This window comes from Serratia sp. CY33525 (genome assembly GCF_052169115.1).
In the GTDB taxonomy this organism is placed as follows: Bacteria; Pseudomonadota; Gammaproteobacteria; order Enterobacterales; family Enterobacteriaceae; genus Serratia; species Serratia sarumanii.
Map to the genome: position 1 here is coordinate 41,110 of NZ_JBJNLK010000016.1, position 23,272 is coordinate 64,381.

At 61.1% G+C, this 23,272-nt stretch carries 22 protein-coding genes, 1 other RNA gene and 1 pseudogene; 17 read left to right on the forward strand and 7 right to left on the reverse strand.

Annotation, left to right across the window (positions count from 1 at the left end):
- Positions 1 to 45: 45 nt before the first annotated feature.
- Positions 46 to 1,284 (forward strand): phosphoglycerate dehydrogenase, encoded by a 1,239-nt coding sequence (gene serA / locus ACJ8IM_RS23915; RefSeq protein ID WP_025304156.1) that lies wholly within the window; start codon positions 46 to 48, stop codon positions 1,282 to 1,284.
- A 48-nt stretch (positions 1,285 to 1,332) separates the two neighbouring features.
- On the opposite strand, the gene ACJ8IM_RS23920 is transcribed toward serA, so the two are convergent.
- The 3 genes from ACJ8IM_RS23920 to zapA form a co-directional block, all read right to left on the reverse strand.
- Entirely contained in the window at positions 1,333 to 1,941 is a 609-nt protein-coding gene (locus ACJ8IM_RS23920; RefSeq protein WP_033638575.1) for a 5-formyltetrahydrofolate cyclo-ligase, read from the reverse strand.
- 52 nt (positions 1,942 to 1,993) lie between these two features.
- Positions 1,994 to 2,176: non-coding RNA, 6S RNA (gene ssrS / locus ACJ8IM_RS23925), on the reverse strand.
- Positions 2,177 to 2,216: 40 nt separating this feature from the next.
- Positions 2,217 to 2,546 carry a cell division protein ZapA gene (gene zapA / locus ACJ8IM_RS23930; RefSeq protein ID WP_004931621.1) on the reverse strand — a complete coding sequence of 110 codons (330 nt, stop codon included), beginning with the start codon at positions 2,544 to 2,546 and terminating at the stop codon, positions 2,217 to 2,219.
- A gap of 319 nt (positions 2,547 to 2,865) precedes the next feature.
- On the opposite strand from zapA, the gene ACJ8IM_RS23935 reads away from it, so the two are divergent.
- From ACJ8IM_RS23935 to ACJ8IM_RS23970, 8 genes are all read left to right on the forward strand, one after another.
- A complete protein-coding gene (locus ACJ8IM_RS23935; RefSeq protein ID WP_033654048.1) occupies positions 2,866 to 3,444 on the forward strand; it encodes a YecA/YgfB family protein in 579 nt (192 codons plus the stop codon).
- A 55-nt stretch (positions 3,445 to 3,499) separates the two neighbouring features.
- Positions 3,500 to 4,816, forward strand: coding sequence for a Xaa-Pro aminopeptidase (gene pepP, locus ACJ8IM_RS23940; RefSeq protein ID WP_033654049.1), 1,317 nt, complete (start codon positions 3,500 to 3,502; stop codon positions 4,814 to 4,816).
- A 1-nt stretch (position 4,817) separates the two neighbouring features.
- The gene (ubiH, locus tag ACJ8IM_RS23945; protein WP_101455659.1) at positions 4,818 to 5,996 is read left to right on the forward strand and encodes a 2-octaprenyl-6-methoxyphenyl hydroxylase; all 1,179 of its coding nucleotides are present in this window, start codon (positions 4,818 to 4,820) and stop codon (positions 5,994 to 5,996) included.
- 80 nt (positions 5,997 to 6,076) lie between these two features.
- Positions 6,077 to 7,279 carry an FAD-dependent 2-octaprenylphenol hydroxylase gene (gene ubiI, locus ACJ8IM_RS23950; RefSeq protein ID WP_101455658.1) on the forward strand — a complete coding sequence of 401 codons (1,203 nt, stop codon included), beginning with the start codon at positions 6,077 to 6,079 and terminating at the stop codon, positions 7,277 to 7,279.
- A gap of 507 nt (positions 7,280 to 7,786) precedes the next feature.
- Positions 7,787 to 8,884 (forward strand): glycine cleavage system aminomethyltransferase GcvT, encoded by a 1,098-nt coding sequence (gene gcvT, locus ACJ8IM_RS23955; RefSeq protein ID WP_033635857.1) that lies wholly within the window; start codon positions 7,787 to 7,789, stop codon positions 8,882 to 8,884.
- 46 nt (positions 8,885 to 8,930) lie between these two features.
- Complete coding sequence (gcvH, locus tag ACJ8IM_RS23960) at positions 8,931 to 9,317, forward strand: glycine cleavage system protein GcvH (protein ID WP_033635856.1); 387 nt, start codon at positions 8,931 to 8,933, stop codon at positions 9,315 to 9,317.
- A gap of 92 nt (positions 9,318 to 9,409) precedes the next feature.
- Positions 9,410 to 12,289 carry an aminomethyl-transferring glycine dehydrogenase gene (gene gcvP, locus ACJ8IM_RS23965; protein WP_101455657.1) on the forward strand — a complete coding sequence of 960 codons (2,880 nt, stop codon included), beginning with the start codon at positions 9,410 to 9,412 and terminating at the stop codon, positions 12,287 to 12,289.
- A 108-nt stretch (positions 12,290 to 12,397) separates the two neighbouring features.
- Positions 12,398 to 13,363, forward strand: coding sequence for a quinone oxidoreductase family protein (locus ACJ8IM_RS23970; protein WP_033654054.1), 966 nt, complete (start codon positions 12,398 to 12,400; stop codon positions 13,361 to 13,363).
- A gap of 10 nt (positions 13,364 to 13,373) precedes the next feature.
- Here ACJ8IM_RS23970 and ACJ8IM_RS23975 read toward each other — a convergent pair whose 3' ends face one another.
- The 3 genes from ACJ8IM_RS23975 to ACJ8IM_RS23985 are packed head-to-tail and all read right to left on the reverse strand — an operon-like array spanning position 13,374 to position 15,980.
- Positions 13,374 to 13,901, reverse strand: a complete 528-nt coding sequence (locus ACJ8IM_RS23975; protein ID WP_033654055.1) for a GNAT family N-acetyltransferase — start codon at positions 13,899 to 13,901, stop codon at positions 13,374 to 13,376.
- Positions 13,898 to 15,316: an ATP-binding protein gene (locus tag ACJ8IM_RS23980; RefSeq protein ID WP_033635852.1), complete on the reverse strand. Its 1,419-nt coding sequence runs from the start codon at positions 15,314 to 15,316 to the stop codon at positions 13,898 to 13,900. Before ACJ8IM_RS23980 ends, ACJ8IM_RS23975 begins: the two co-directional genes overlap by 4 nt.
- A 4-nt stretch (positions 15,317 to 15,320) precedes the next feature.
- Complete coding sequence (locus ACJ8IM_RS23985; RefSeq protein ID WP_033654056.1) at positions 15,321 to 15,980, reverse strand: response regulator; 660 nt, start codon at positions 15,978 to 15,980, stop codon at positions 15,321 to 15,323.
- A gap of 189 nt (positions 15,981 to 16,169) precedes the next feature.
- Here ACJ8IM_RS23985 and ACJ8IM_RS23990 point away from each other — a divergent pair, with 189 nt between their 5' ends.
- The 4 genes and pseudogenes from ACJ8IM_RS23990 to ACJ8IM_RS24005 all read left to right on the forward strand — a co-directional run bounded on the left by ACJ8IM_RS23990 (position 16,170) and on the right by ACJ8IM_RS24005 (position 17,928).
- Positions 16,170 to 16,403, forward strand: a complete 234-nt coding sequence (locus ACJ8IM_RS23990; RefSeq protein WP_033635850.1) for a hypothetical protein — start codon at positions 16,170 to 16,172, stop codon at positions 16,401 to 16,403.
- A gap of 96 nt (positions 16,404 to 16,499) precedes the next feature.
- Complete coding sequence (locus tag ACJ8IM_RS23995; RefSeq protein ID WP_101455656.1) at positions 16,500 to 17,246, forward strand: SDR family oxidoreductase; 747 nt, start codon at positions 16,500 to 16,502, stop codon at positions 17,244 to 17,246.
- Positions 17,247 to 17,322: 76 nt separating this feature from the next.
- A pseudogene (locus ACJ8IM_RS24000) lies at positions 17,323 to 17,648 on the forward strand (BrnT family toxin).
- Positions 17,611 to 17,928 (forward strand): BrnA antitoxin family protein, encoded by a 318-nt coding sequence (locus ACJ8IM_RS24005; RefSeq protein ID WP_049194807.1) that lies wholly within the window; start codon positions 17,611 to 17,613, stop codon positions 17,926 to 17,928. Before ACJ8IM_RS24000 ends, ACJ8IM_RS24005 begins: the two are co-directional and overlap by 38 nt.
- Positions 17,929 to 18,152: 224 nt before the next feature.
- Here ACJ8IM_RS24005 and ACJ8IM_RS24010 read toward each other — a convergent pair whose 3' ends face one another.
- Positions 18,153 to 18,797: a GntR family transcriptional regulator gene (locus ACJ8IM_RS24010; RefSeq protein ID WP_170929847.1), complete on the reverse strand. Its 645-nt coding sequence runs from the start codon at positions 18,795 to 18,797 to the stop codon at positions 18,153 to 18,155.
- Between the two features lie 162 nt (positions 18,798 to 18,959).
- Between ACJ8IM_RS24010 and ACJ8IM_RS24015 the strand changes: the two genes are divergently transcribed.
- The 4 genes from ACJ8IM_RS24015 to ACJ8IM_RS24030 are packed head-to-tail and all read left to right on the forward strand — an operon-like array spanning position 18,960 to position 23,044.
- Positions 18,960 to 19,673 (forward strand): DUF2848 domain-containing protein, encoded by a 714-nt coding sequence (locus ACJ8IM_RS24015; RefSeq protein WP_033635845.1) that lies wholly within the window; start codon positions 18,960 to 18,962, stop codon positions 19,671 to 19,673.
- Entirely contained in the window at positions 19,673 to 21,019 is a 1,347-nt protein-coding gene (locus ACJ8IM_RS24020; RefSeq protein ID WP_101455655.1) for an amidase, read from the forward strand. The genes ACJ8IM_RS24015 and ACJ8IM_RS24020 overlap by 1 nt, the downstream gene beginning before the upstream one ends.
- A 49-nt stretch (positions 21,020 to 21,068) precedes the next feature.
- On the forward strand, positions 21,069 to 21,722 hold the full coding sequence (locus tag ACJ8IM_RS24025) for a DUF4286 family protein (protein WP_033654061.1): 654 nt from the start codon (positions 21,069 to 21,071) through the stop codon (positions 21,720 to 21,722).
- Positions 21,719 to 23,044, forward strand: a complete 1,326-nt coding sequence (locus ACJ8IM_RS24030; RefSeq protein WP_033654062.1) for an MFS transporter — start codon at positions 21,719 to 21,721, stop codon at positions 23,042 to 23,044. Before ACJ8IM_RS24025 ends, ACJ8IM_RS24030 begins: the two co-directional genes overlap by 4 nt.
- Positions 23,045 to 23,272 lie beyond the last annotated feature (228 nt).

Sequence of the window (23,272 nt, forward strand, 5' to 3'; positions counted from 1 at the left end):
GTGTCGTCACAGCCGCTTCTGAAGTCTGAACATAGGGTCGGGTAAATGGCAAAAGTATCATTGGAGAAAGACAGGATTAAATTCCTGTTGGTGGAAGGGGTTCATCAGAGCACGGTCGATAATTTACGTGCCGCCGGTTATACCAACATCGAATACCACAAGGGTGCGTTAGACACCGAATCGCTGAAGGCATCCATCCGCGATGCGCACTTCGTCGGCATCCGATCGCGTACGCATCTGACCGAAGAGGTGTTCGCCGCCGCAGAAAAACTGGTGGCGGTGGGCTGCTTCTGCATCGGCACCAACCAGGTTGATCTGAAAGCGGCGACCAAGCGCGGTATTCCGGTCTTCAACGCCCCGTTCTCCAATACCCGATCCGTGGCCGAAATGGTGCTGGGCGAGCTGCTGTTGATGCTGCGCGGCATTCCGGCCGCCAACGCCAAGGCGCACCGCGGCGTGTGGCACAAACTGGCCGTGGGCTCCTACGAGGCGCGCGGCAAAAAGCTGGGCATCATCGGCTACGGCCACATCGGCACCCAGCTGGGCATTCTGGCCGAAGGGCTGGGCATGAAGGTGTTCTTCTACGACATCGAGAACAAGCTGCCGTTAGGTAACGCGCAGCAGGTGCGTCATCTGTCCGATCTGCTCAATATGAGCGACGTGGTGACGCTGCACGTGCCGGAAACGCTGGCCACCAAGAACATGATGGGGGCGGAAGAGCTGGCGCTGATGAAACCGGGCGCCATTCTGATCAACGCCTCGCGCGGCACCGTGGTGGATATTCCCGCGCTGTGCGACGCGCTGGCCAGCAATCACCTAGCGGGCGCGGCGATCGACGTCTTCCCGGAAGAACCGGCGACCAACAGCGATCCGTTCAACTCGCCGCTGTGTGAGTTCGACAACGTGCTGCTGACGCCGCACATCGGCGGCTCCACCCAGGAAGCGCAGGAGAATATCGGCGACGAAGTGGCCGGCAAGCTGGCGAAATACTCCGACAACGGATCGACTCTGTCCGCCGTCAACTTCCCGGAAGTGTCGCTGCCGGCGCATGGCCCGAACGCCAGCCGCCTGCTGCACATCCACGAAAACCGCCCGGGCGTGCTGACGCAGATTAACCAGATTTTCGCCGAAGAGGGGGTTAACATCGCCGCACAGTATCTGCAAACCGGGCCGGAAATCGGCTACGTGGTGATCGACATCGAAGCGGAAACCGCGCGCGCCGACGCCGCGCTGCAGCGCATGAAGGCCATCGACGGCACCATTCGCGCCCGTCTGCTGTTTTGATTCGGCGGCTCGCCGCAACAAAAAAGGCCGGAGCGATCCGGCCTTTTGCTATTTGGGCTCGTGCCACGCCCAGCTGCAGAGCGGGGTGAGGATTTCCGGCAGCGGGATATCCCAGTGCTCGATCGGCAGGCGCTCCACCTGCTGGCAATCATGGGCCAGGCCGATAGGATAAGGGCCGCCGCTGCGCCAGTTTTGCAGGGTGCGATCGTAAAAGCCGCCGCCCATGCCCAGACGTTGCCCGGTATGATCGAACGCCACCAGCGGCGTCAGCACGACGTCCAGCTCGCCCAGCGGCAGCACCTGGCGCACATCGAGGCGCGGTTCGAGAATATTGAAGCGATTGCGCACCAGCGGCGTTTCCGGCGCATAGCGCAGGAACAGCAGGTGGCCAGGGCTGAACGGGTGCAGCACCGGCAGGTAAACCCGTTTACCGAGCGTCCACAGTTGCTCGATCAGCGGCCCGGTGTCGAGTTCACCGTCAAACGACAGGAATACCGCGATGCTGTGCGCCGCCTTAATGTGCGTATGCGCGACGAGGCGCTCGGCTATCTTGTCTGCGGCAAAGCGTTGCTGGCCCGGCGTAAGCTCGCGCCGACGTTGGCGTATGAGTTGACGAATGGCTTGGCGCTGCTGCGCAAATTGGGGTTGAAAAGGCATCGTATCAGGCTTGCTCAGTGTGGCGTTCGGCACACATAAACTGCTGAGAAGGGGAATCTCCGAGATGCCGTCGCAGGCTGTAACCCTTGAACCCATGGTTCAAGGTGAACGTGCCGTCGCAATCTTAAGGCTTCTCGGCGCACCGAGCGTGCTCACCGATCGCGGAGCAACACATTCTGTTTGTACTAAATATCGGCTCAGGGGACTGGCCCGCTGGCGAACATCTCAGAGAAATTTTGTACTCGTTGCCGAAACTGTGATTTCAACAACTTAAGTTATTCGAATTGTGCATCCTGACGTTCAGAGATGCGACCTTGTTCAAGCAACGCTTGTTCAATGGTCTGCTGCAGCATCCGTATGCGTTGTTCCATATTGGACGCATAGTCACGGGTTTTCAACCGTTCTTGAGCAAGTTCGTGACAGACGTTCAATGCCGCGATGAAAACCAGTTGCTCAGTATTGGAGACTCTAGTGCGAACTTTAAGATCTTGCAACCGTTGGTTAAGATCGTCCGCCGCCATATTCAACGCATCTTGTTGTTCTGGCGGGCAATTGACTCTTAACGAGCGGCCAAAAATTTGAATATCTACCGGTTGTGCAGACATGCCACCTTCCTGCCTAAATTTCGCGCCAGCCTTGTCCGCCCTGGCCGGGCCGTCAAAGCGGGCGCCACTATATATACCTCGGTACCAAGATACAACCCCTTTTTCAGTACCTGGTTGTAATCTACTGTGGCGCACATTGCCAGTCAAAAAAGGGTTTCAAAATGCGTATTTACCGCACTTTCGCCACCTGACGGCGCAGTGTGAAACCTGCCACATCGCGATTATAACTAGCCACTGAGGTGTCGCGCTTATCTGGTATAGCGACGGACCTTGGTGGTAGCATAACACGAACTTATCCTGCCAACGATGACGAATGCGCATGTCTATACAGAATACATTTCCAAGTTACCAATCTTTGACCGTGGCCCTCAACCAGCAGTCGGTGGCGCTGACCGCGGCAGAAATGCACGGCCTGATCAGCGGCCTGCTGTGCGGCGGCAGCCGTGATGCCGGCTGGCAGGCGCTGGTGCACGATCTGACCAACGAAGGCGTCGCCTTCCCGCAGGCGCTCAGCCAACCGCTGCAACAGCTGTATGAAGTGACGCGCGAAACGCTGGAAGACGACGAATTCCTGTTCCAACTGATGTTGCCGGAAGGGGAAGCCGTCAGCGTGTTCGATCGCGCCGACGCGCTGGCCGGTTGGGTCAACCACTTCCTGCTCGGGCTGGGCATGATGCAGCCCAAGCTGGCCCTGGTGAAAGACGAAGTCGGTGAAGCGATCGACGATCTGCGCAACATCGCGCAGCTGGGCTACGACGAAGACGAAGATCAGGAAGAATTGGAGCAGTCGCTGGAAGAAGTGGCGGAGTATGTGCGGGTTGCCGCCATCATGTGCTACGGCGAATTCACCCGTCACAAGCCAACGGCGCCGGAAAACATCAAACCGACGTTGCACTAAACGTCCTATCGGCCCTCCGCCGGCGATGCGGATGGCATGATTTCAGGAGAAGGTAATGACTCAGCAGGAATTCAACAACCGCCGTCAGGCGCTGTTGGCGAAAATGGCGCCGGCCAGCGCGGCGGTTATTTTCTCTGCGCCGGAAACGACGCGCAGTGCAGATTCAGACTATCCCTATCGGCAGAACAGCGACTTTTGGTACCTGACCGGCTTCAATGAGCCGGAAGCGGTGCTGGTGCTGATCAAAAGCGACGAAACGCACAACCACAGCGTGCTGTTCAACCGGGTGCGCGATCTGACGGCGGAAATCTGGTTTGGCCGCCGCCTGGGGCAAGACGCCGCGCCGGCGAAGCTGGGCGTGGATCGCGCGCTGCCGTTCGATGAAATCAATGACCAGCTGCACCTGCTGCTCAACGGCCTGGACGTGGTCTACCACGCGCAGGGCGAATACGCCTATGCCGATCAGATCCTGTTCGGCGCGCTGGACAAGCTGCGCAAGGGGTTCCGCCAGAATCTGCAGGCGCCGGCCACCGTGACCGACTGGCGGCCGTGGCTGCATGACATGCGCCTGTTCAAATCGCCGGAAGAGCTGGCGGTGATGCGCCGCGCCGGTGAGATCAGCGCGCTGGCGCACACCCGCGCGATGGAAAAATGCCGCCCGGGCATGTTCGAATACCAGCTGGAAGCGGAAATTCACCATGAATTCACCCGCCTCGGTGCCCGCTACCCCTCTTACAACACCATCGTCGGCAGTGGCGAAAACGGCTGTATCCTGCATTACACCGAGAACGAGAGCCAGATGCGCGACGGCGATCTGGTGCTGATCGACGCCGGTTGTGAGTACCAGGGGTACGCCGGCGACATCACCCGCACCTTCCCGGTCAACGGCAAGTTCAGCAAGCCGCAGCGCGCGGTGTACGACATCGTGCTGGCGTCGCTGCAGCGCGCTTTGGAACTGTTTAAACCCGGCACCAGCATCCGCGAAGTCAACGACGAAGTGGTGCGCATCATGGTGGTCGGGCTGGTGGAACTGGGCGTATTGAAAGGTGAAGTCGATCAGCTGATCGCCGAGCAGGCGCACCGGCAGTTCTTCATGCACGGGCTGAGCCACTGGCTGGGCCTCGACGTGCACGACGTCGGCCACTACGGCACGCCGAGCCGCGATCGGCTGCTGGAGCCGGGCATGGTACTGACCGTGGAACCGGGGCTGTACATTGCGCCGGATGCGGACGTGCCGGCGGAATACCGCGGCATCGGCATCCGCATCGAGGACGACATCGTGATCACCGCCGACGGCAATGAAAACCTGACCGCTACCGTAGTGAAAGACGCCGATGCCATCGAAGCGTTGATGGCGGCGACAAGGTCATAAAATGAGCGTAATTATCGTTGGTGGCGGTATGGCGGGCGCGACGCTGGCGCTGGCTATCTCGTCGCTTACTCAGGGAAGAATGGCGGTGGATCTGGTCGAGGCGACTCGGCCGGATGACCGCAGCCATCCGGGCTTTGACGCCCGCGCCATCGCACTGGCGCAGGGCACCTGCCAACAGCTGGCGCGCATCGGCGTTTGGCCGGCGCTGCGCGATTGCGCTACGCCGATCGCTCAGGTGCACGTCAGCGATCGCGGCCACGCCGGTTTCGTGAATCTGCAGGCGCAGGATTATCAGGTCGATGCGCTTGGCCAGGTGATCGAACTGCACGACGCCGGGCAGCGGCTGTTTGCGCTACTGGCGAAGGCGCCGGGCGTTACGCTGCACTGCCCCGCGCGGGTGGTGGACGTGATTCGCACCGCCGAGCGGGCGGAAGTACAACTGGATACCGGTCTGCGCCTGTGCGGGCAACTGCTGGTGGCGGCCGACGGTTCGCGTTCGGCGCTGGCGCAGGCCTGCAACGTGCAGTGGCGGCAGGAGGACTATCCGCAGTTCGCCACCATCGCCAACGTCACCACGGCGGAAGATCCGCAGGGGCGCGCCTTCGAGCGCTTTACCCGCTACGGGCCGCTGGCGCTGCTGCCGATGTCGCAGGGGCGCAGTTCTTTGGTGTGGTGCCATGCGCGCGAAGATCGCGCCCGGGTGGATGCCTGGGACGACGAGCGTTTTATCGCCGAGCTGCAACAGGCCTTCGGCTGGCGGCTGGGGCGCATCCTCAAGGCCGGTAAACGGCACAGCTATCCGCTCAGCCTGCTGACCGCCGATCGCCATGTCAGCCATCGTCTGGCGCTGGTGGGCAACGCGGCGCAGACGCTGCATCCGATCGCCGGGCAGGGGTTCAACCTCGGTCTGCGCGACGTGATGTCGCTGGCGGAAACGCTGGCAGAAGCGGTGAACAGCGGCGAAGACGCCGGTGGTTATGCGCTGCTGAGCCGCTATCAGCAGCGGCGGCAAAACGATCAGCAGGCGACGATCGGCGTGACCGACGGATTGATCCGCCTGTTCGCCAACCGTTATGCCCCGCTGGTGGTCGGCCGCAACCTGGGGCTGATGGCGATGGAGCGTTTGCCGGCGGTGCGCGACGCCTTCGCCAAGCGCACGCTGGGCTGGGTGGAACGTTAGACACAGAATCGGGCGCCCTGTGGCGCGCCCAAAACGCGGCGCGGCAAGGCGTCGCGCGTTATTTAAGGAAATCGAGCAGCATGCAATCATTTGACGTGATTATCGCCGGTGGCGGTATGGTGGGGCTGGCGTTGGCCTGCGGCCTGCAGGGCAGCGGGCTGCGCGTGGCGGTGCTGGAGCAGCGCCAGCCGGATATGGCGCCGCCGTCGGAGCAGCCTGCGCTGCGGGTCTCCGCCATCAATGCCGCCAGCGAGCGTTTGCTGCAGCACATCGGCGTGTGGGACGACATTCTCCAGCTGCGCGCCAGCGCCTACAACGCGATGGAAGTGTGGGATCGCGACAGCTTTGGCAAAATCGCCTTCCGCGGCGACGAGTGCGGCTTCAGCCATCTTGGCCACATCATCGAAAACTCGGTGATCCAGCAGGCGCTGTGGAAACGCGCCGAAAGCCTGTCGGACATCACGCTGATTACCCCGGCCGCGCTCAAACAGGTGGCGTGGGGCGAGAACGACGCTTTCGTCACGCTGGAGGACGGCCGCATGCTGACCGCCCGCCTGGTGATCGGCGCCGACGGCGCCCAGTCGTGGCTGCGTCAGCATGCCGACATTCCGCTTACCTTCTGGGATTACCGCCACCATGCGCTGGTCGCCACCATTCGCACCGAAGAGCCGCATCAGGCGACGGCGCGGCAAATTTTCCACGGCGACGGCATTCTGGCGTTCCTGCCGTTCAGCGATCCGCATTTGAGCTCCATCGTCTGGTCGGTGACGCCGGAAGAGGCCGAGCGGCTCAAGCAGCTGGAACCGGCGCAGTTCAACCGCGAACTGGCGATGGCCTTCGACATGCGCCTGGGGGCTTGCAGCCTGGAAAGCGAACGGCTGGCGTTCCCGCTGACCGGCCGCTATGCGCGCAGTTTCGCCGCGCACCGCCTGGCGCTGGTGGGCGATGCGGCGCATACCGTGCATCCATTGGCCGGGCAGGGCGTGAATCTGGGCTTTATGGACGCCGCCGAGCTGATTTCCGAACTGCGCCGCCTGCAGCGGCAGGGCAAGGATATCGGCCAGCACCTCTATCTGCGCCGCTATGAGCGCCGCCGCAAACATGGCGCGGCGGTAATGCTGGCCAGCATGCAGGGATTCCGCGAATTGTTCGACGGCAACCACCCGGTCAAAAAGCTGCTGCGCGACGTGGGCCTGCGGCTGGCGGACAGCCTGCCGGGCGTCAAGCCGAAGCTGGTGCGTCAGGCGATGGGCCTGAACGATCTGCCCGAGTGGCTTGCCTGACATCCTGCCTTCTGCGAGCCCTCCGCGGGCTCGCGCTTCTTGCCTTATGCCATCGTCTTTCCTTATATAACCCTTCATTTGAAATAATCTAATTCCAGCCGCTTTTTATCATTACTTTTTCTAATTCCATGTTCGGTTATCAAAAGTCGGAATCTCATGCGCGGCCGTCGGTTTGTTATATAACTTCGGAGTTTTGCCGCTTTAATTGTTAATTTTGTGCCTTAAAGCGCATTTTTCCAGTGAAAAACTCTGCACACTAGCCCGGCATTTTACCGTCCCGGAACGGCGATGAGCCTATTTTAACTTATGGTTAATGTGGTCGTTCGGTGATAAGTTCGAGGGAAAGGTATCGTTTGCGTCACGGCGGTTGCACGCAGTTTCCGCCCGTCCCGGCGCAGCATTTGTGTTGAGCAGTCAGTGCGCCATGGCGATCGGGCCGCGAGCCAGGCTCCGCCGCATTGCGTGGCAGCACCCTAACTTCTAGCGACGAGTGGAAAGAGGGAAAAGATGGCAAAGCAAACCCCACTGTACGACCAGCACGTGGCGTGCGGTGCGCGCATGGTAGACTTTCACGGCTGGATGATGCCGCTGCACTACGGCTCGCAGCTTGATGAGCACCACGCGGTGCGTCAGGATGCCGGCATGTTCGACGTGTCTCACATGACCATTGTGGATCTGCACGGCGCCCGCACCCGCGAGTTCCTGCGCTACCTGCTGGCGAACGACGTCGCCAAACTGACCCAACCCGGCAAGGCGCTGTACACCGGCATGCTGAATGCCTCCGGCGGCGTGATTGACGACCTGATCGTTTATTTCCTCACTGAAGACTATTTCCGCCTGGTGGTGAACTCCGCCACGCGCGACAAAGACCTGGCCTGGATCGAAGAGCACGCCGCGCCGTATGGCGTCGCGCTGACGGTGCGCGACGATCTGGCGCTGATCGCGGTGCAGGGCCCGCAGGCCAAAGAGCGCGCCGGCACGTTGTTCACCCCGGAACAAAAAAGCGCGGTCGAAGGCATGAAGCCATTCTTCGGCGTACAGGCCGGCGAGCTGTTCATCGCCACCACCGGTTACACCGGCGAGGCCGGCTATGAGATCGCGCTGCCGAAAGATCAGGCGGCGGATTTCTGGCAAAAATTGCTGGCCGCGGGCGTCAAGCCGGCCGGTCTGGGCGCGCGCGACACGCTGCGTCTGGAAGCGGGCATGAACCTCTACGGGCAAGAGATGGACGAAGGCGTTTCGCCGCTGGCCGCCAACATGGGCTGGACCATCGCCTGGCAGCCGGAAGATCGCCGTTTCATCGGCCGCGAAGCGCTGGAACAACAGCGCGAGCAGGGCACCGAGCAACTGGTCGGCTTGATCATGACGGAAAAAGGCGTATTACGTAATGAGCTGCCGGTGCGTTTCACCGACGCGGCGGGACAAACTCACGAAGGCGTGATCACCAGCGGTTCGTTCTCTCCGACGCTGGGCTTCAGCATCGCGCTGGCGCGCGTGCCGGCAGGTATCGGCGAGCAGGCCATCGTGCAGATCCGCAACCGTGAAATGCCGGTCAAAGTGACCAAGCCCGGTTTCGTTCGCGCCGGCAAGCCGCTGACAAATTGATTTTTTATTGATTGATTCTTTTATTTCTTCGAAGGAGTAACCGGCGATGAGCAATGTGCCAACAGAATTGAAATACGCATCCTCCCACGAGTGGGTTCGTGCAGAAGGTAACGGCGTTTACACCGTAGGCATCACCGAACACGCGCAGGAACTGCTGGGCGATATGGTGTTTGTCGATCTGCCGGAAGTGGGCCGCCGCGTCGCCGCCGGTGAAGATTGCGCCGTGGCGGAGTCCGTCAAGGCGGCATCGGACATTTACGCGCCAATCAGCGGCGAAATCGTGGCGGTGAACGGCGAGCTGGAAAGCTCCCCGGAGCTGGTCAACAGCGAACCTTACGGTGACGGCTTCCTGTTCCAGATTAAAGCCGCCGACGAAGGCGAACTGGCGAACCTGCTGGACGCCGCGGCTTATCAGGCCTCGATCGACGAGTAATCGTGACCACGCCCCAGGCCTTTCGGTCGGGGCGTTTTAGTTACCGCTCAAGCTATATCCCGTATCACGCAAGCATTCAGGAATTTGTAGCAATGACCCAGACACTCAGCCAACTCGAACACAGCGAAGCGTTCATCGAACGCCACATCGGCTCTTCTGCGGAACAACGCCAGGAGTTGCTGGCAGCGGTGGGCGCTCGCTCGCTCAGCGCGCTGATCCAACAGATCGTGCCGGCGGACATTCAGCTGCCGGGGCCGCCGCCGGTCGGCGATGCGGCGACCGAACACCAGGCGCTGGCTGAGCTGAAGGCGATCGCCTCGCAGAATCAGCGCTACAAATCCTATATCGGCATGGGCTACAGCGCCGTGCTGACGCCGCCGGTGATCCTGCGCAACATGCTGGAAAATCCGGGCTGGTACACCGCTTACACCCCTTATCAGCCGGAAGTGTCGCAGGGCCGTCTGGAAGCGCTGCTGAACTTCCAGACCGTGACCCTCGATCTGACCGGCCTGGATCTGGCTTCCGCTTCGCTGCTGGATGAAGCTACCGCCGCCGCCGAAGCGATGGCCTTGGCCAAACGCGCCAGCAAGCTGAAAGACGCCAACCGCTTCTTCGTGGCTGACGACGTGCATCCGCAGACGCTGGACGTGGTGCGCACCCGCGCCGAAACCTTCGGCTTCGACGTCATCGTCGATAAAGCGGAAAAAGTGCTGGAGCTGGACGGCGTGTTCGGCGTGCTGCTGCAACAGGTGGGCACCTCCGGCGAGCTGCACGACTACAGCGCGCTGCTGGCCGAACTGAAATCGCGCAAAATCATCACCAGCGTGGCCGCCGACATCATGGCCCTGGTGCTGCTGACAGCGCCGGGCAAGCAGGGCGCCGACGTGGTGTTCGGCTCCGCGCAGCGCTTCGGCGTGCCGATGGGCTACGGCGGCCCGCATGCCGCCTTCTTCGCCTGCCGCGACGAGTTCAAGCGCTCGATGCCGGGCCGCATCATCGGCGTTTCCCGCGATGCCGCCGGCAACACCGCGCTGCGCATGGCGATGCAGACCCGCGAGCAGCATATCCGCCGCGAAAAGGCCAACTCGAATATCTGTACCTCGCAGGTGCTGCTGGCCAACATCGCCAGCCTGTATGCGGTATATCACGGCCCGCAAGGGCTGCAGCGCATCGCCGGGCGTATCCATCGCCTGACCGACATTCTGGCTGCCGGGCTGCAGAAGGCCGGCCTGACGCTGCGCCACAACACCTGGTTCGACACCCTGACCGTTGAGGTGAAAGACAAAGCGGCGGTGCTGGAACGCGCGCTGAGCTTCGGCATCAACCTGCGTACCGATATCCACGGCGCCGTAGGCATCACGCTGGACGAAGCCACCTCGCGCGAAGACGTGCAGACGCTGTTCGCACTGCTGGCCGGCGACAACCACGGCCTGGACATCGACGCGCTGGACGCGGCGGTGAGCAAGAGCAGTCAATCGATCCCGGCCGCCATGCTGCGTCAGGATCCGATCCTGACCCACCCGGTATTCAACCGCTATCACAGCGAAACCGAGATGATGCGCTATATGCATCGCCTGGAGCGCAAAGATCTGGCGCTGAACCAGGCGATGATCCCGCTGGGCTCTTGCACCATGAAATTGAACGCCGCGGCGGAAATGATCCCGATCACCTGGCCTGAATTCTCCGAGCTGCACCCGTTCTGCCCGCCGGAGCAGGCTGCCGGCTACCAGCAGATGATCGGCCAACTGTCTCAGTGGCTGGTGCAGCTGACCGGCTATGACGCGGTGTGCATGCAGCCGAACTCCGGCGCGCAGGGCGAATACGCCGGCCTGCTGGCGATCCGCCGCTACCACGAAAGCCGCAACGAAGCGGGCCGCCACGTCTGCCTGATCCCGAGCTCCGCGCACGGCACCAACCCGGCCTCCGCCCAGATGGCGGGCATGAGCGTGGTGGTGGTTGCCTGCGACAAGAACGGCAACATCGATCTGCACGATCTGCGCGTCAAGGCGGAGCAGGCGGGCGAAGAGCTCTCTTGCATCATGGTGACCTACCCGTCGACCCACGGCGTGTATGAAGAAACCATCCGCGAAGTGTGCCAGATCGTGCATCAGTTCGGCGGCCAGGTGTATCTGGACGGCGCCAACATGAACGCCCAGGTGGGTATCACCACGCCAGGCTACATCGGCGCGGACGTTTCGCACCTCAACCTGCATAAAACCTTCTGCATCCCGCACGGCGGCGGCGGCCCGGGCATGGGCCCGATCGGCGTGAAAGCGCACCTGGCGCCGTTTGTGCCGGGCCACAGCGTCGTGCAGATCGACGGCGTAACCACCCAGCAGGGCGCGGTCTCCGCGGCGCCGTTCGGCAGCGCCTCCATCCTGCCTATCAGCTGGATGTACATCCGCATGATGGGCGCGGAAGGCCTGAAGCAGGCCAGCCAGATGGCGATCCTGAATGCCAACTACATCGCTACCCGCCTGAAAGACGCCTATCCGATTCTGTATACCGGCCGCGATCACCGCGTGGCGCACGAATGTATCCTTGATATTCGTCCGCTGAAGGAAGAGACCGGTATCAGCGAAATGGACATCGCCAAGCGCCTGATCGACTTCGGCTTCCACGCGCCGACCATGTCGTTCCCGGTGGCGGGCACGCTGATGGTCGAGCCGACCGAGTCGGAAAGCAAAGTGGAGCTGGATCGCTTTATCGATGCGATGCTGGCGATCCGCAGCGAGATCGACCGCGTCGCCAAAGGCGAATGGCCGCTGGAAGACAACCCGCTGGTGAATGCGCCGCACGTGCAGGCTGAGCTGGTTAACGACTGGCAGCACCCGTACAGCCGTGAGCTGGCGGTGTTCCCGGTGGCCGGCGTGCGCGAGAATAAGTACTGGCCGAGCGTTAAGCGTCTGGATGACGTGTACGGCGACCGTAACCTGTTCTGCTCTTGCGTGCCGATGAGCGACTACGAATAACACGTTCGGCAAAGTTTGTGTTCGGGGGACACCGCATCATGCGGTGTCCCTTTTTATTTTATTGCGGCCTATTCTTTCCCGTACGTTCCCACGATTTGAGGAGTCACCATGCAAGCGGCAATCGTAACAGCGCTGGGGCAAGCCCCGGTTTTCGGCACCTTTGAGGAGCCTCAGGCGCAGGCGAATGAAGTGCCGATCGACGTTCTGGCGGCCGGCATCAAACAGCTGGATCGCGCCACCGTCGCCGGCACCCATTACTCCAGCCCCAAGCAGTTGCCGATCGTACCCGGCACCGACGGCGTGGGCCGGACGGCCGACGGGCAACGGGTGTATTTCGCCTCCTTCCGCCGCCCTTACGGCGCGATGGCTGAGCGCAGCGTCGCGTCATGGACGGTGCCGGTGCCGGAGGCGGTGGACGACGCCACGGCGGCGGCGCTGATCAATCCGGCCTTCGCCGCCTGGCTGCCGCTGCGCTGGCGGGCGGATCTGCAGCCCGGTGAAACGGTGCTGATCATCGGCGCTACCGGCACCTCGGGCAAACTGGCGGTCGCCGCGGCGCGTCAGGCGGGAGCCGGGCGCATCGTTGCCGCCGGCCGTCGGCTGAGCGTGCTGGAAGCGTTGGGCGTGGATGCCACGGTGGATCTGAGCCTGCAGGGCGAGGCGCTGACGCAGGCCTTCGCGGCGGCGGCGGGGTCGGGCGGTTATCAGGTGATCGTCGATTATATCTGGGGTCCGGCGACCGAAGCGCTGCTCGCGACGCTCAATAATCACGATCTCTCGTCTTACGCCGGCGGGCGCGGCATTCGCCTGGTCAACGTCGGCTCGATGGCCGCGCCGGACATCCGGCTGCCGGCGGCGGTGCTGCGCAGCAATCAGCTGCAGATCCTCGGCAGCGGCACCGGCAACTTCCCGCCGATCCCGGAGATGCAGCGCTACGCGACCGAAATTCTGGCGCTGGCGGCGACGGGCGCGCTCACTATCGAGACGCAGGAGCACGCGCTGGCGGAGATCGCCGAGGTATGGGATCTGAACAAGAAAAGCGACGTGCGTTCGGTGATACGCATCGCCCGCTAAGTTCCTGCCGCTAGCAAGGGCAGACCAGGTGAATATCCTCCGGCTCGCGGGCGAACAGCTCGGCATCCGGGCGCTCGATGAGCCGGCACCCTTGCGCCAGATAGAAGTCTACGGTGCTTTTGTTGGGGATGGAGGAGACGTACAGCCCGGCGGCGCCTTCTTGCGCCACCTGACGCAGGCAGAGCTGGAACAGCTGCTTGCCTAATCCCTGGCCGCGTTTGTGCGCGCTGACGTAAAAGAACAGCAGCTGGCGCAGATCCCGCTGCGGGCCGCGCGGCTCGGTATCCAGCGCCGCCGCCGCCACGATCTCCTCGCCTTCGAAGCGCGCGAAAAACGCGCCGCCGCGATCGAAGCAGGCTTCATGGATCGGCGTATAGGTTTCCCGGTCGTGCGGATCCCAACCGCGCACGTCGTAGTAGTCCGGGTAGGCTTGCAGTTTACCGTCCTGCAGGCGATACAGGGTGTCGATAATTTCGCTGCGGTCAATATCCCATAGTCGGTCGAGTTGCTGCCGTTGCAGCAGGACAGGGGCGCTCATGATCGTTGTTCACTCTCAGTCTGTGGCCGGTAACTTTCCGGCAAATCGATAATAAAACCGATGCCGCGATCGTCGAGGCCTTCGGTGACGCGCAGCTGCGCGCCGATCTTGTCGGCCAGGTTCCGGGCGATGGCCAATCCCAGTCCGCTGCCGGTCTGCTGCGTGCCGGGCACGCGGTAAAAGCGTTCAAACAGGCGCGGAAGGTGCTCTTCGCTCACTCCGGGGCCGTTGTCGCGCAACGTAATATAGCAGCCGAGCGGTGCCAGCGAACGGATATGGGCTTCGATGCGGCTGCCGGGCGGCGCGTACTTGAGTGCGTTGTCCAGCAGGTTGGTGAAGATGGCGATCAGCGCATGGCGATCGGTGGTTACCACCACGTCCTCGCTGCCGTCGAGCGAGAGTTCCACATCCTTTTCCAGCGCATAGGGGACGTGCTGCGCGATGCATTTTCCGATCTCTGCGTAGATGTCCACCGCCTCGATTTTCAGCGGAAAATCTTCCGCCTCCAGCTTGGCCAGGTTGATCAGCTGGCGCGACAGCGACGCCGCGCGATCCAGCCCCTGCTGCATGTCGCCGATGATCTCCCGGCGCTCCTGCTGCTCGCTGACCTGGGTCAGCAGATGCAGCTGCGCCAGCACGGCGGCGATCGGCGTGCGCAGTTCGTGCGCCGCATCGGCCATAAAGCGTTTCTCGCGCTGATTGGCGGCGTCGATGCGTGCCATCAGTTTGTTGACCTCCACCACCACCGGCCGGATTTCCTGATACTGCTCGCTGACATTGATCGGCGATAGGTTGCCCGGCTGGCGATCGGAGATGGTGCGGGCGATCTGGCGCAGCGGCCGCAGGCTGAAATAGGCGGTAAATAACAAGGTGACGATGATGGCTGCCAGAATGCCCAGCAGCGGTACGGCGGTGCTTTCCGCCGGATTGCCGAACTGCGTGGTGCGATCGTTGAACGATTCGCCGACGATGACCCGATACTGACGCTTTTCGCTCCAACTGCCGGCGAGATGCCAGTTGGCGCCGGCGTATTTAACGGAGCCGGACAGCACTGAAGGCGGCAGGCGCAGCGGTTCTCCCTGCGTCAGCGAACTGTAAAGCATCCGGTTGTCCCGATCATAAACCACGAACAGCGGGTGATAGTCGATTTGATCCTGCATGCCATTATTGATGGAATCAATGTACATGCCTTCAATGGTCTTGATGATGCCGAGATAATCGATATTGTCAGTGCCGGTTTCATCGAGAATATTGGCGATGCCTGCGGCGACGATACGTTGCTGATTATCGAAATATTTCTCCATGTCGGGGTAATACCAATATTTCACCCAGGCGACGAGGAGCCCCCACAATAATAAAATGGCCAGCACCTGGAAAATAATGGTGCGCATAAAGAAGGATTTAAAACCGATCATGCCGCTACTCTTTCTTCAGCAAATAACCAATGCCGCGTACGGTAATAATCCTTTCTTTACCGATCTTGCGCCGTAAATTATGCATGTGCACTTCCAGCGAGTTGCTTTCCACACTGTCGCCGTGGCCGAACAGCCGCTGCTCCAACACCGCTTTGCGCACCACGGTGCCGGCGCAGCGCATCAGTTCATGCAGCAGGTGATACTCTTTTTTCGACAGCATCAGCAGCTCGTTATCCAGCGTCACCTGATGGTTGACCGGATCGAGATACAGCGTGCCGAGGCTCCAGGTTTGCGAAGCAAAGCCGGCCATACGCCGGTTGACCGCCTTGACGCGCGAGATGAGTTCGAGTAGCGCAAAGGGTTTGGCCAGAAAGTCGTCCGCGCCGGAGTCCAGGCTGTTCACCAGGCTTTCGATGCGGTCGCGAGCGGTCAGGATGATGATCGGGATATTTTGCCCGGCGGCCCGCCAGGCGATCAGCTTCTGCAAACCGTCGCCGTCCGGCAGCGTGAGATCCAACAGCATCAAATCGAACCCGCCGGATGAAAGTTTATTTTCCGCGTCGGCGAGCAGGCGCACCCAGCATAAATTAAAGCCGGCCAGCTCCAATGCGCGGCACAGCGCCTTGCCTAATTGCAGGTCGTCTTCCACCAACAGTATGTTCACGTTTTTTCCGCTGAGATCTTTGAGTCGCGCTTATCTAACTATAACGTTGACGGGAAGACAACGGGGAAACCTGCACTGCCTGCACGTTCTTAAGCAAACCTTAATCTGGCTTTAATCTCGCGTTAAGGGAGCAAGAGGGAATTTCAGTTATTTTGCAGCCATTCGAAATCATGACAGAGGGCGCGAAACATGCAGACTGACGGTTCCCCGCTCGCGGGCACCTCGCGGCGGCTGATATATACAGGCGTGGCGACACTGCTCGTTCTGTTGACGCTGTCTTTTCGCGGCGATGCGCAGAGCCATAGCGATAATGGCCCGCATGCTGCCGGCTTGCAACGGGGGCATCAGGCAGCGACGTCGGACGCCTACGGCTGCGTCAAAGCGCGGATTAAAAAGCAGCTGCGCCGCCTGGCTCAGCTTTGAAGCGCTTTTTAGGGCGCAGCTCTATACTCTGACGGGCAAACGGGGCGTCTGCATGCAGGCTGCTGTGTTGACATCGCTAACCAGAGAAAAAACAGTATGACGAAAGTGGCATTGGTGACCGGCGCGAGCCGGGGAATTGGCCGTGCGGCCGCGTTATTGCTGGCCCGGCAGGGTTATGCAGTGGGCGTGAATTACCTGCGCGACGAAAGCGCGGCGCGGCAGGTGGTGGCGGAAATCGAGGCGCAGGGCGGCAAGGCGCTGGCGCTGCAGGCCGATGTGGCCGACGAAGCGCAGGTGATGGCGATGTTCGCCGCGCTGGACGCCCGGCTGGGCACGCTCAGTGCGTTGGTCAACAATGCCGGCATTCTGTTCCGGCAGGCGAACATTGAACAGTTGACCGCCGAGCGCATCAATCAGGTGCTCGGCACCAACGTTACCGGTTACTTCCTGTGTTGCCGCGAGGCGGTGAAGCGCATGGCGCTGCGCCATGGCGGGCAGGGCGGCGCGATCGTCAACGTTTCCTCCGCGGCGTCCCGGTTGGGGGCTGCCGGGGAATATGTCGATTACGCCGCCTCGAAAGGCGCCGTCGATACCCTGACCATCGGGTTATCGCGCGAGGTGGCGGCGCAGGGCATCCGCGTCAACGGCGTGCGACCCGGATTCATCTATACCGAGATGCACGCCAGCGGCGGCGAGCCCGGCCGGGTGGATCGCGTGAAGGACAGTTTACCGATGCAGCGCGGCGGGCAGCCGCAGGAAGTGGCGGAGGCGATCGCCTGGCTGCTGTCTGACGCCGCGTCTTACGTGACCGGCACTTTTATCGAGGCCGCCGGCGGGCGTTGAACGCATGAGGGGGTTTTGACATCCCGCCGTGCGGAGTGTATTTTGATTAAATAACAATCAAAATGTAGTTACAAAAATGTATGTTTATTTTGAATGGAATCAGGATAAAAATCACAGTAACCAGCGCAAACACCGCGTCAGTTTTAAGATTGCGCAACGGGTTTTTCTGGATCCCAACCATTTGGCCGTGCTGGAAAGGATTGAGGATGGAGAAGAACGCTGGCAAACGCGCTCGGTATGGTCGGCTCCTGTTTGTTGCTGCTGGTGGCACATACGACGACCGAAACGGATGTCGAAGGCGATGCCGTAGAGATCGTGCGCATCATTTCAGCACGCAAGGCCGATGCCAAAGAGAGGGGAAGATATGAAGCGCAAAAATTCAGCCAAAAATCTGGCGCATAGCGTACTCCCTCCGTTGACGGGGGAGCAGAAAGCGCAAATTGCTTCACTGAGCGCGCTGCCGGATGAGGATATCGATTATACCGATGCCCCGGCCCTGGGTGAGGAGAAGTGGCAGGCTGCGGTTCAGGGGCGTTTTTATAAACCGATGAAAGTATCGAAAACCATCCGAATCGATGCGGATGTGTTGGCCTGGCTTCAGCGGCCAGGCAAGGGCTATCAGAAACGCCTGAACGCTGTGCTGCGTGAGGCGATGTTGAAAGAGCATGAGCACGAGGAATAATTTGTGTCAGGTGGCTAACGGTCCGGTGAGATTCTCACCGGATTTTTTTGCTGTTTTTTAAGGCAACGCCTACCAACGTCGGCCACCTCTCGACGGAGCTCGGTCAAAACTATAAAAACGGTCATTCCGCGGAGCGTGAAATGTGACCGTTTACCGTTTATCTCCTGCTCATCGGCAGAACAGGGTCATCATAACTATTCCCGATAATATCCTGCGCCGCGGGGTTACCCGTCGTGCAGCAGCGCGCTGCGGAATGACAGGATATGCGCCTGCGCGGCCTCGGCGGCGGCGGCGCTGTCTTGTGCGGCCAGCGCGGCGATAATTGCCCGGTGTTCGTCGATCACTTCGCGCATATGCCCTTCCCGCGACAGGGTGCTGGCCCAAAAACGCTGCGCCCTGGCGTGCAGCACACTCAGGATATCCGCCAGCATGTTATTGCCGGCGATCTGCGCCAGCTCCTGGTGAAACTCATGATCGAGTGTCATCATTCGCACTCTATCTCGCTCCTGGCTCGCGGCTTCGATTTGCCGGTTGAGTTCGGTCAGCGTCGCGATTTGCCTCTCGGTAATCCTCTGGCTCGCCAGCTGCATGCACAGCATCTCGTTAGCCAGCCTTACTTCGATCAATTCCAACGCATCGTCCATCGACAACGGTGAAACCATCACGCCTTTGCGCGGGATGACCTGCAGTAACCCCTCGTTGGCCAAGCGGTGGATTGCCTGATTTATCGGCGTTCTGCCCATATCCAGATCGTTCATCACCTGCGCGGTATTGAGATATTCGCCCGGCTTGTAGCTGAGTGTGACCAGCGCCTGTTTGAAGCGCCGGTAGGCCAGCTCGTTCAGTGAGACGCCGGCTTCTTCCGTCATCGGGCGCTGCGGGCTTTCTGCGTCAACAGTCTTCACGTTTTGCTCCTGCAAGAAGAAAGTTTTTAGACATAGTACACAAAAACATGGCATGAAAATCGCTTATTTGGTAACTAAAGATATAGTGAAATTTCACAGTGTTTTAACAAGAGGGGCGAAACTGCCATGAGACTGACCTTCACTTTACCTGAATCCCGCGGCGCGGCGACGTTGAATGTTGAGATTGATCATCTGGTGATCGCCGGTTGGACCGGGCGCGATCGCGAAGCGATCTTGCACCATATTCGTGAATTGGCCGAGCTGGGCGTGCCCCAGCCCAGTGCAATCCCCCTGTTTTACCGCGTTGCCGCCAATCAGTTGAGCCAGCAAGAGACCATTGAAGTCATTGGCAACGCGACGTCCGGCGAAGCGGAGCCGCTGATTTTTGCCCATCGCGGCGAACTGTTCGTGTCATTGGCGTCCGATCACACCGATCGTCAACTCGAAGCGCACAGCGTGGCGCTGTCGAAACAGATTTGCGTTAAACCGGTGGCGCGAGCCGCCTGGCCGCTGCAGGAGGTGCTGGAACATTGGGACAGTTTGATCTTGCGTTCGTGGATCAAGGAAGAGGGCGAATGGCGATTGTATCAACAGGGCAGCCTTGCCGCGCTGCGTACGCCTGGTGATTTGCTGGAGCGTTACTTCACCGGTATGCAGCCGCCGGAGTGCGGGCTGGCGCAACCGCAAACGCCCGACGGGTTGGCGATGACTTGCGGCACGGTAGCGGCGATCGGCGGCATTCGACCGGCCGGCGAGTTTCGCATGGAACTGGTGGACGATGTGCTTGGGCGCACCATCAGTCACGGTTATCGCAGCATTGAACTGCCGGTGGTGGCGTGATGAAAAAGCTGACGTTGATGCAGGCCAGCGCCGGCCTGGCTAGTGGTGAGTTCACCGCAGCGCAGCTGACCGCCGCCGCTTTGGCGCAGATCGCCGATGAGCGGGGGGAGGGCGCGCGCGCGTTTACGCGAACCTACGCCGAGTGGGCGCAACGGCAAGCGCAGGCCTCCGATCGGCGGCGCGCCGCCGGCTCGCCGCTGTCGGCGCTGGATGGCGTGCCTGTCTCAATCAAGGATCTGTTTGACGTGGCCGGTGAGGCGACCACGGCGGGCTCGTGCGTGTTAGCCGACGCGCCGCCCGCGGAAAAGCACGCTGCGGTAGTGGAACGGCTGTTGCAAGCCGGCGCGGTGGTGGTGGGCAAAACGACGATGACGGAATTCGCCTATTCCGGGCTGGGCATCAACCCGCATTACGGGACGCCGGCCAACCCCTGGGAGCGACAGGCGGCGCGCATTCCCGGCGGCTCCTCTTCCGGTGCGGCGGTGGCGGTGGCCGACGGCATGTGCCTGGGCGCGATTGGCAGCGATACCGGCGGGTCGGTACGCATACCCGCCGCGCTGTGCGGGTTGACCGGGTATAAACCCACTGCACGGCGCATCAATGACGCTGGCTTATTGCCGCTGTCGCCTTCGCTGGATTCGATCGGCGTGATTGCTCATGACGTCGCCAGCTGTATTGCGCTGGACGCACTGATTGCCGACAGCCCGCTGCGGGTGCCGCAAAAAAGCTTGGCGCAGGCGCATTTTGCCGTGCCGCAAACGGTGGTGCTGGATGAACTGCAGCCGGCGGTTGCCGAGGCATTCCAGCGCAGCCTGCAATGCCTGTCTCAGGCGGGGGCGCAGATTGAATTCATTCCCGCTACGGCGTTTGCCGAACTGGCCGCGTTCAATGCCAACGGTGGTTTCACCGCGCTGGAGTCCTGGCGCTGGCATCAAGTGTTGATCGCTGAACGGGCCGAGGGCTATGACCCGCGGGTGCTGTCGCGCATTCGCCGCGGTGCATCCTTGGGCGACGCCGATCTGCAGCTGTTGCAGCGGCAACGCGCCGACTGGCAGCGGCGGATTACGGCGGAGCTGCAGAGGTTTGACGCTCTGCTGATGCCGACCGTACCGATGATTGCGCCAACTATCGGCGAGCTGGCGGCGGATGATGCCTACTTCCGTTGCAACGGACTGATGCTGCGCAATCCCGCGATCGTCAATTTCCTCGACGGCTGTGCGCTGTCCTTGCCCTGCCAGCGGCCGGGCGCTGCGCCGATCGGCCTGATGCTGGCGGGCTTGCCGATGTGTGATGAGGCGCTGCTGGGATGGGCGCTGGCAATCGAACGCCGTCTTGCCGAGGCGTGATTTTCCGGTGGGCGCAGGCCTGCCTTTTGAGATGACCAGGAGAATATCCATGAACGATTCCCCGAACGGAATGCTGTTTGTCGCGACGGATGTCGCCACGCAGGATGATGCGGATTTCAATCGCTGGTATGACCGCGAACACGTGGAGGAGCGGGTGCGGGTGCCCGGCTTTTTATCCGGCACACGCTATCGGGCATTGCAGGGCGGGCGTCAATATTTGGGGCTGTATAAAACCGAATCGTTGGCCAGCTTTACCTCCGAAGCCTATCGCGCCGCGTTTCAACACCAAACGCCTTGGTCGGTGGCCAGCCTGGAGAAAATGCGTGATCCAATGCGCCGGGTGTGTGCGGTGGAGGCGGTCACCGGCCAAGGGTGCGGCAGTCATCTCTGTATCTTCGTGCTGCCGTCGGCGGCATCGGAAGCGCTGCATGCCCGCATCTTGCAACTGGGCGCACGGCTGGCTGAACAGCCTGGCTTTGTGCGCAGCAGCCTGTTGACGCCGGATGCCGAACTCAGTTCCCCGCTGCCGAAAGAATCGCGAGAAAACCGCCGAATGCTGCCGATGCTATTGATCGAAAGCAGCGACGCCGAAGCCGGCCTGCGTTTAAGCGAGCAGGCCGCTGAAGCGCTGAACATGCCCGCCGCCGATGCCTGGCACTATGCCCTTGGCTGGCAACTGACCGCACAGGAGCTGACATCATGAACGCATACACCACTGAAACGGCACAGGCTGCCGCGCCGGCCGCAGAAAGTGCCGCTGCACCGCCCAATACCGGCAAGTTGGCGGCGGCCAGCTCGATTGGCACGGCGTTGGAATGGTACGATTTCACCGTCTACAACATCATGGCCGCGTTGATTTTCAACCATGTATTCTTCCCATCGTTCGATCCGCTGGTGGGCACGATTCTGGCGTTCTCCACTTACGCGGTGGGTTATGTTTCCCGGCCGATCGGTGGCATCGTGTTCGGCCACCTTGGCGATGTGTTGGGGCGGCGCTTTGTGCTGGTCACCACGCTGGTGATCATGGGCGTGACCACGGCGCTGATGGGATTGTTGCCCGGCTACGCCAGCTGGGGGATTTGGAGCCCGCTGCTGCTGGTGACGCTGCGCTTTATTCAGGGCATTGCGCTGGGCGGAGAATGGGCGGGGGCGGTGCTGTTGTCGATGGAACACGGTAAGCCGCATCAGCGCGGGCGCAACGCGTCCTTTGCTCAGGTAGGGCCGTCCTGCGGTTCGCTGATCGGCACCGGCCTGATTACGCTGGTGACGTTGGCGATGTCGGCGGACGATTTCCAGCAATGGGGCTGGCGGATCCCGTTCCTGCTGAGCCTGGTGCTGGTCATCTTCGGTTTGTGGCTGCGTCGGGGAGTGGGGGAGACGCCGGCATTTTTGCAACTGGAGGCATCGAAAGATGTTACGCAGTCGCCGATCCGCGAAGTCTTCACGCAGCACATGCGCCCACTGCTGATCGCCGGCGGATCGCGTATCGGCTCTGACGTGCTCTATGCGTTGGTGGTCGTGTTCACGTTGACCTACGTCACCACCGTGCTGAATCTGCCGCGCCCGCTGGCGCTGGGCGCCACCATGCTGGGGGCGATAGGCAACGCCGTCGCGGTACCGCTGTTTGGCGCATTGTCGGATCGCTTCGGCCGTCGTCCGGTGTATATCGGCGGTGCATTGGCGGCGATCGCGTGGGCGTTTGCATTCTTCGTCCTGCTCGACAGCAGTCAACCGGTGTTGATCTGCATGGCAGTGGTGATCGGGCTGTTGATCCATGCGGCGATGTATGGGCCACAGGCGGCCTTCATCACGGAACAGTTCCCGACACGGGTGCGTTATGCCGGATCGTCGTTAGCCTATACCTTGGCGGGGATTATCGGTGGCGGCTTTGCCCCGCTGATCATCACTTCGTTGTTTAAATCTTACGACAGCACGCTGGCGATTTCCGCCTATGTCGCGTTGGCTCTGCTTATCACGCTTTGGGCGGTATGGGCGGCGCGGGAAACGGCGCATAAGCCGCTGTAAATAGAATGCCGGGCTACTTTAGGCCCGGCGTTCGGTCAAAACCACAAAAACGGTCATTAACGGTCATGTTGCGGAACGTGGAATTGTGACCGTTTACCGTTTATCTCCTGTCTGCCTAAGACGCACGCGCATCATAACTACCTGTTACTCCACACTTTCATAATTATTCATTTCATTTTCCTCCCGATTTTTTTGACAACTATCACACCGCCATCGTTGACCGATCGC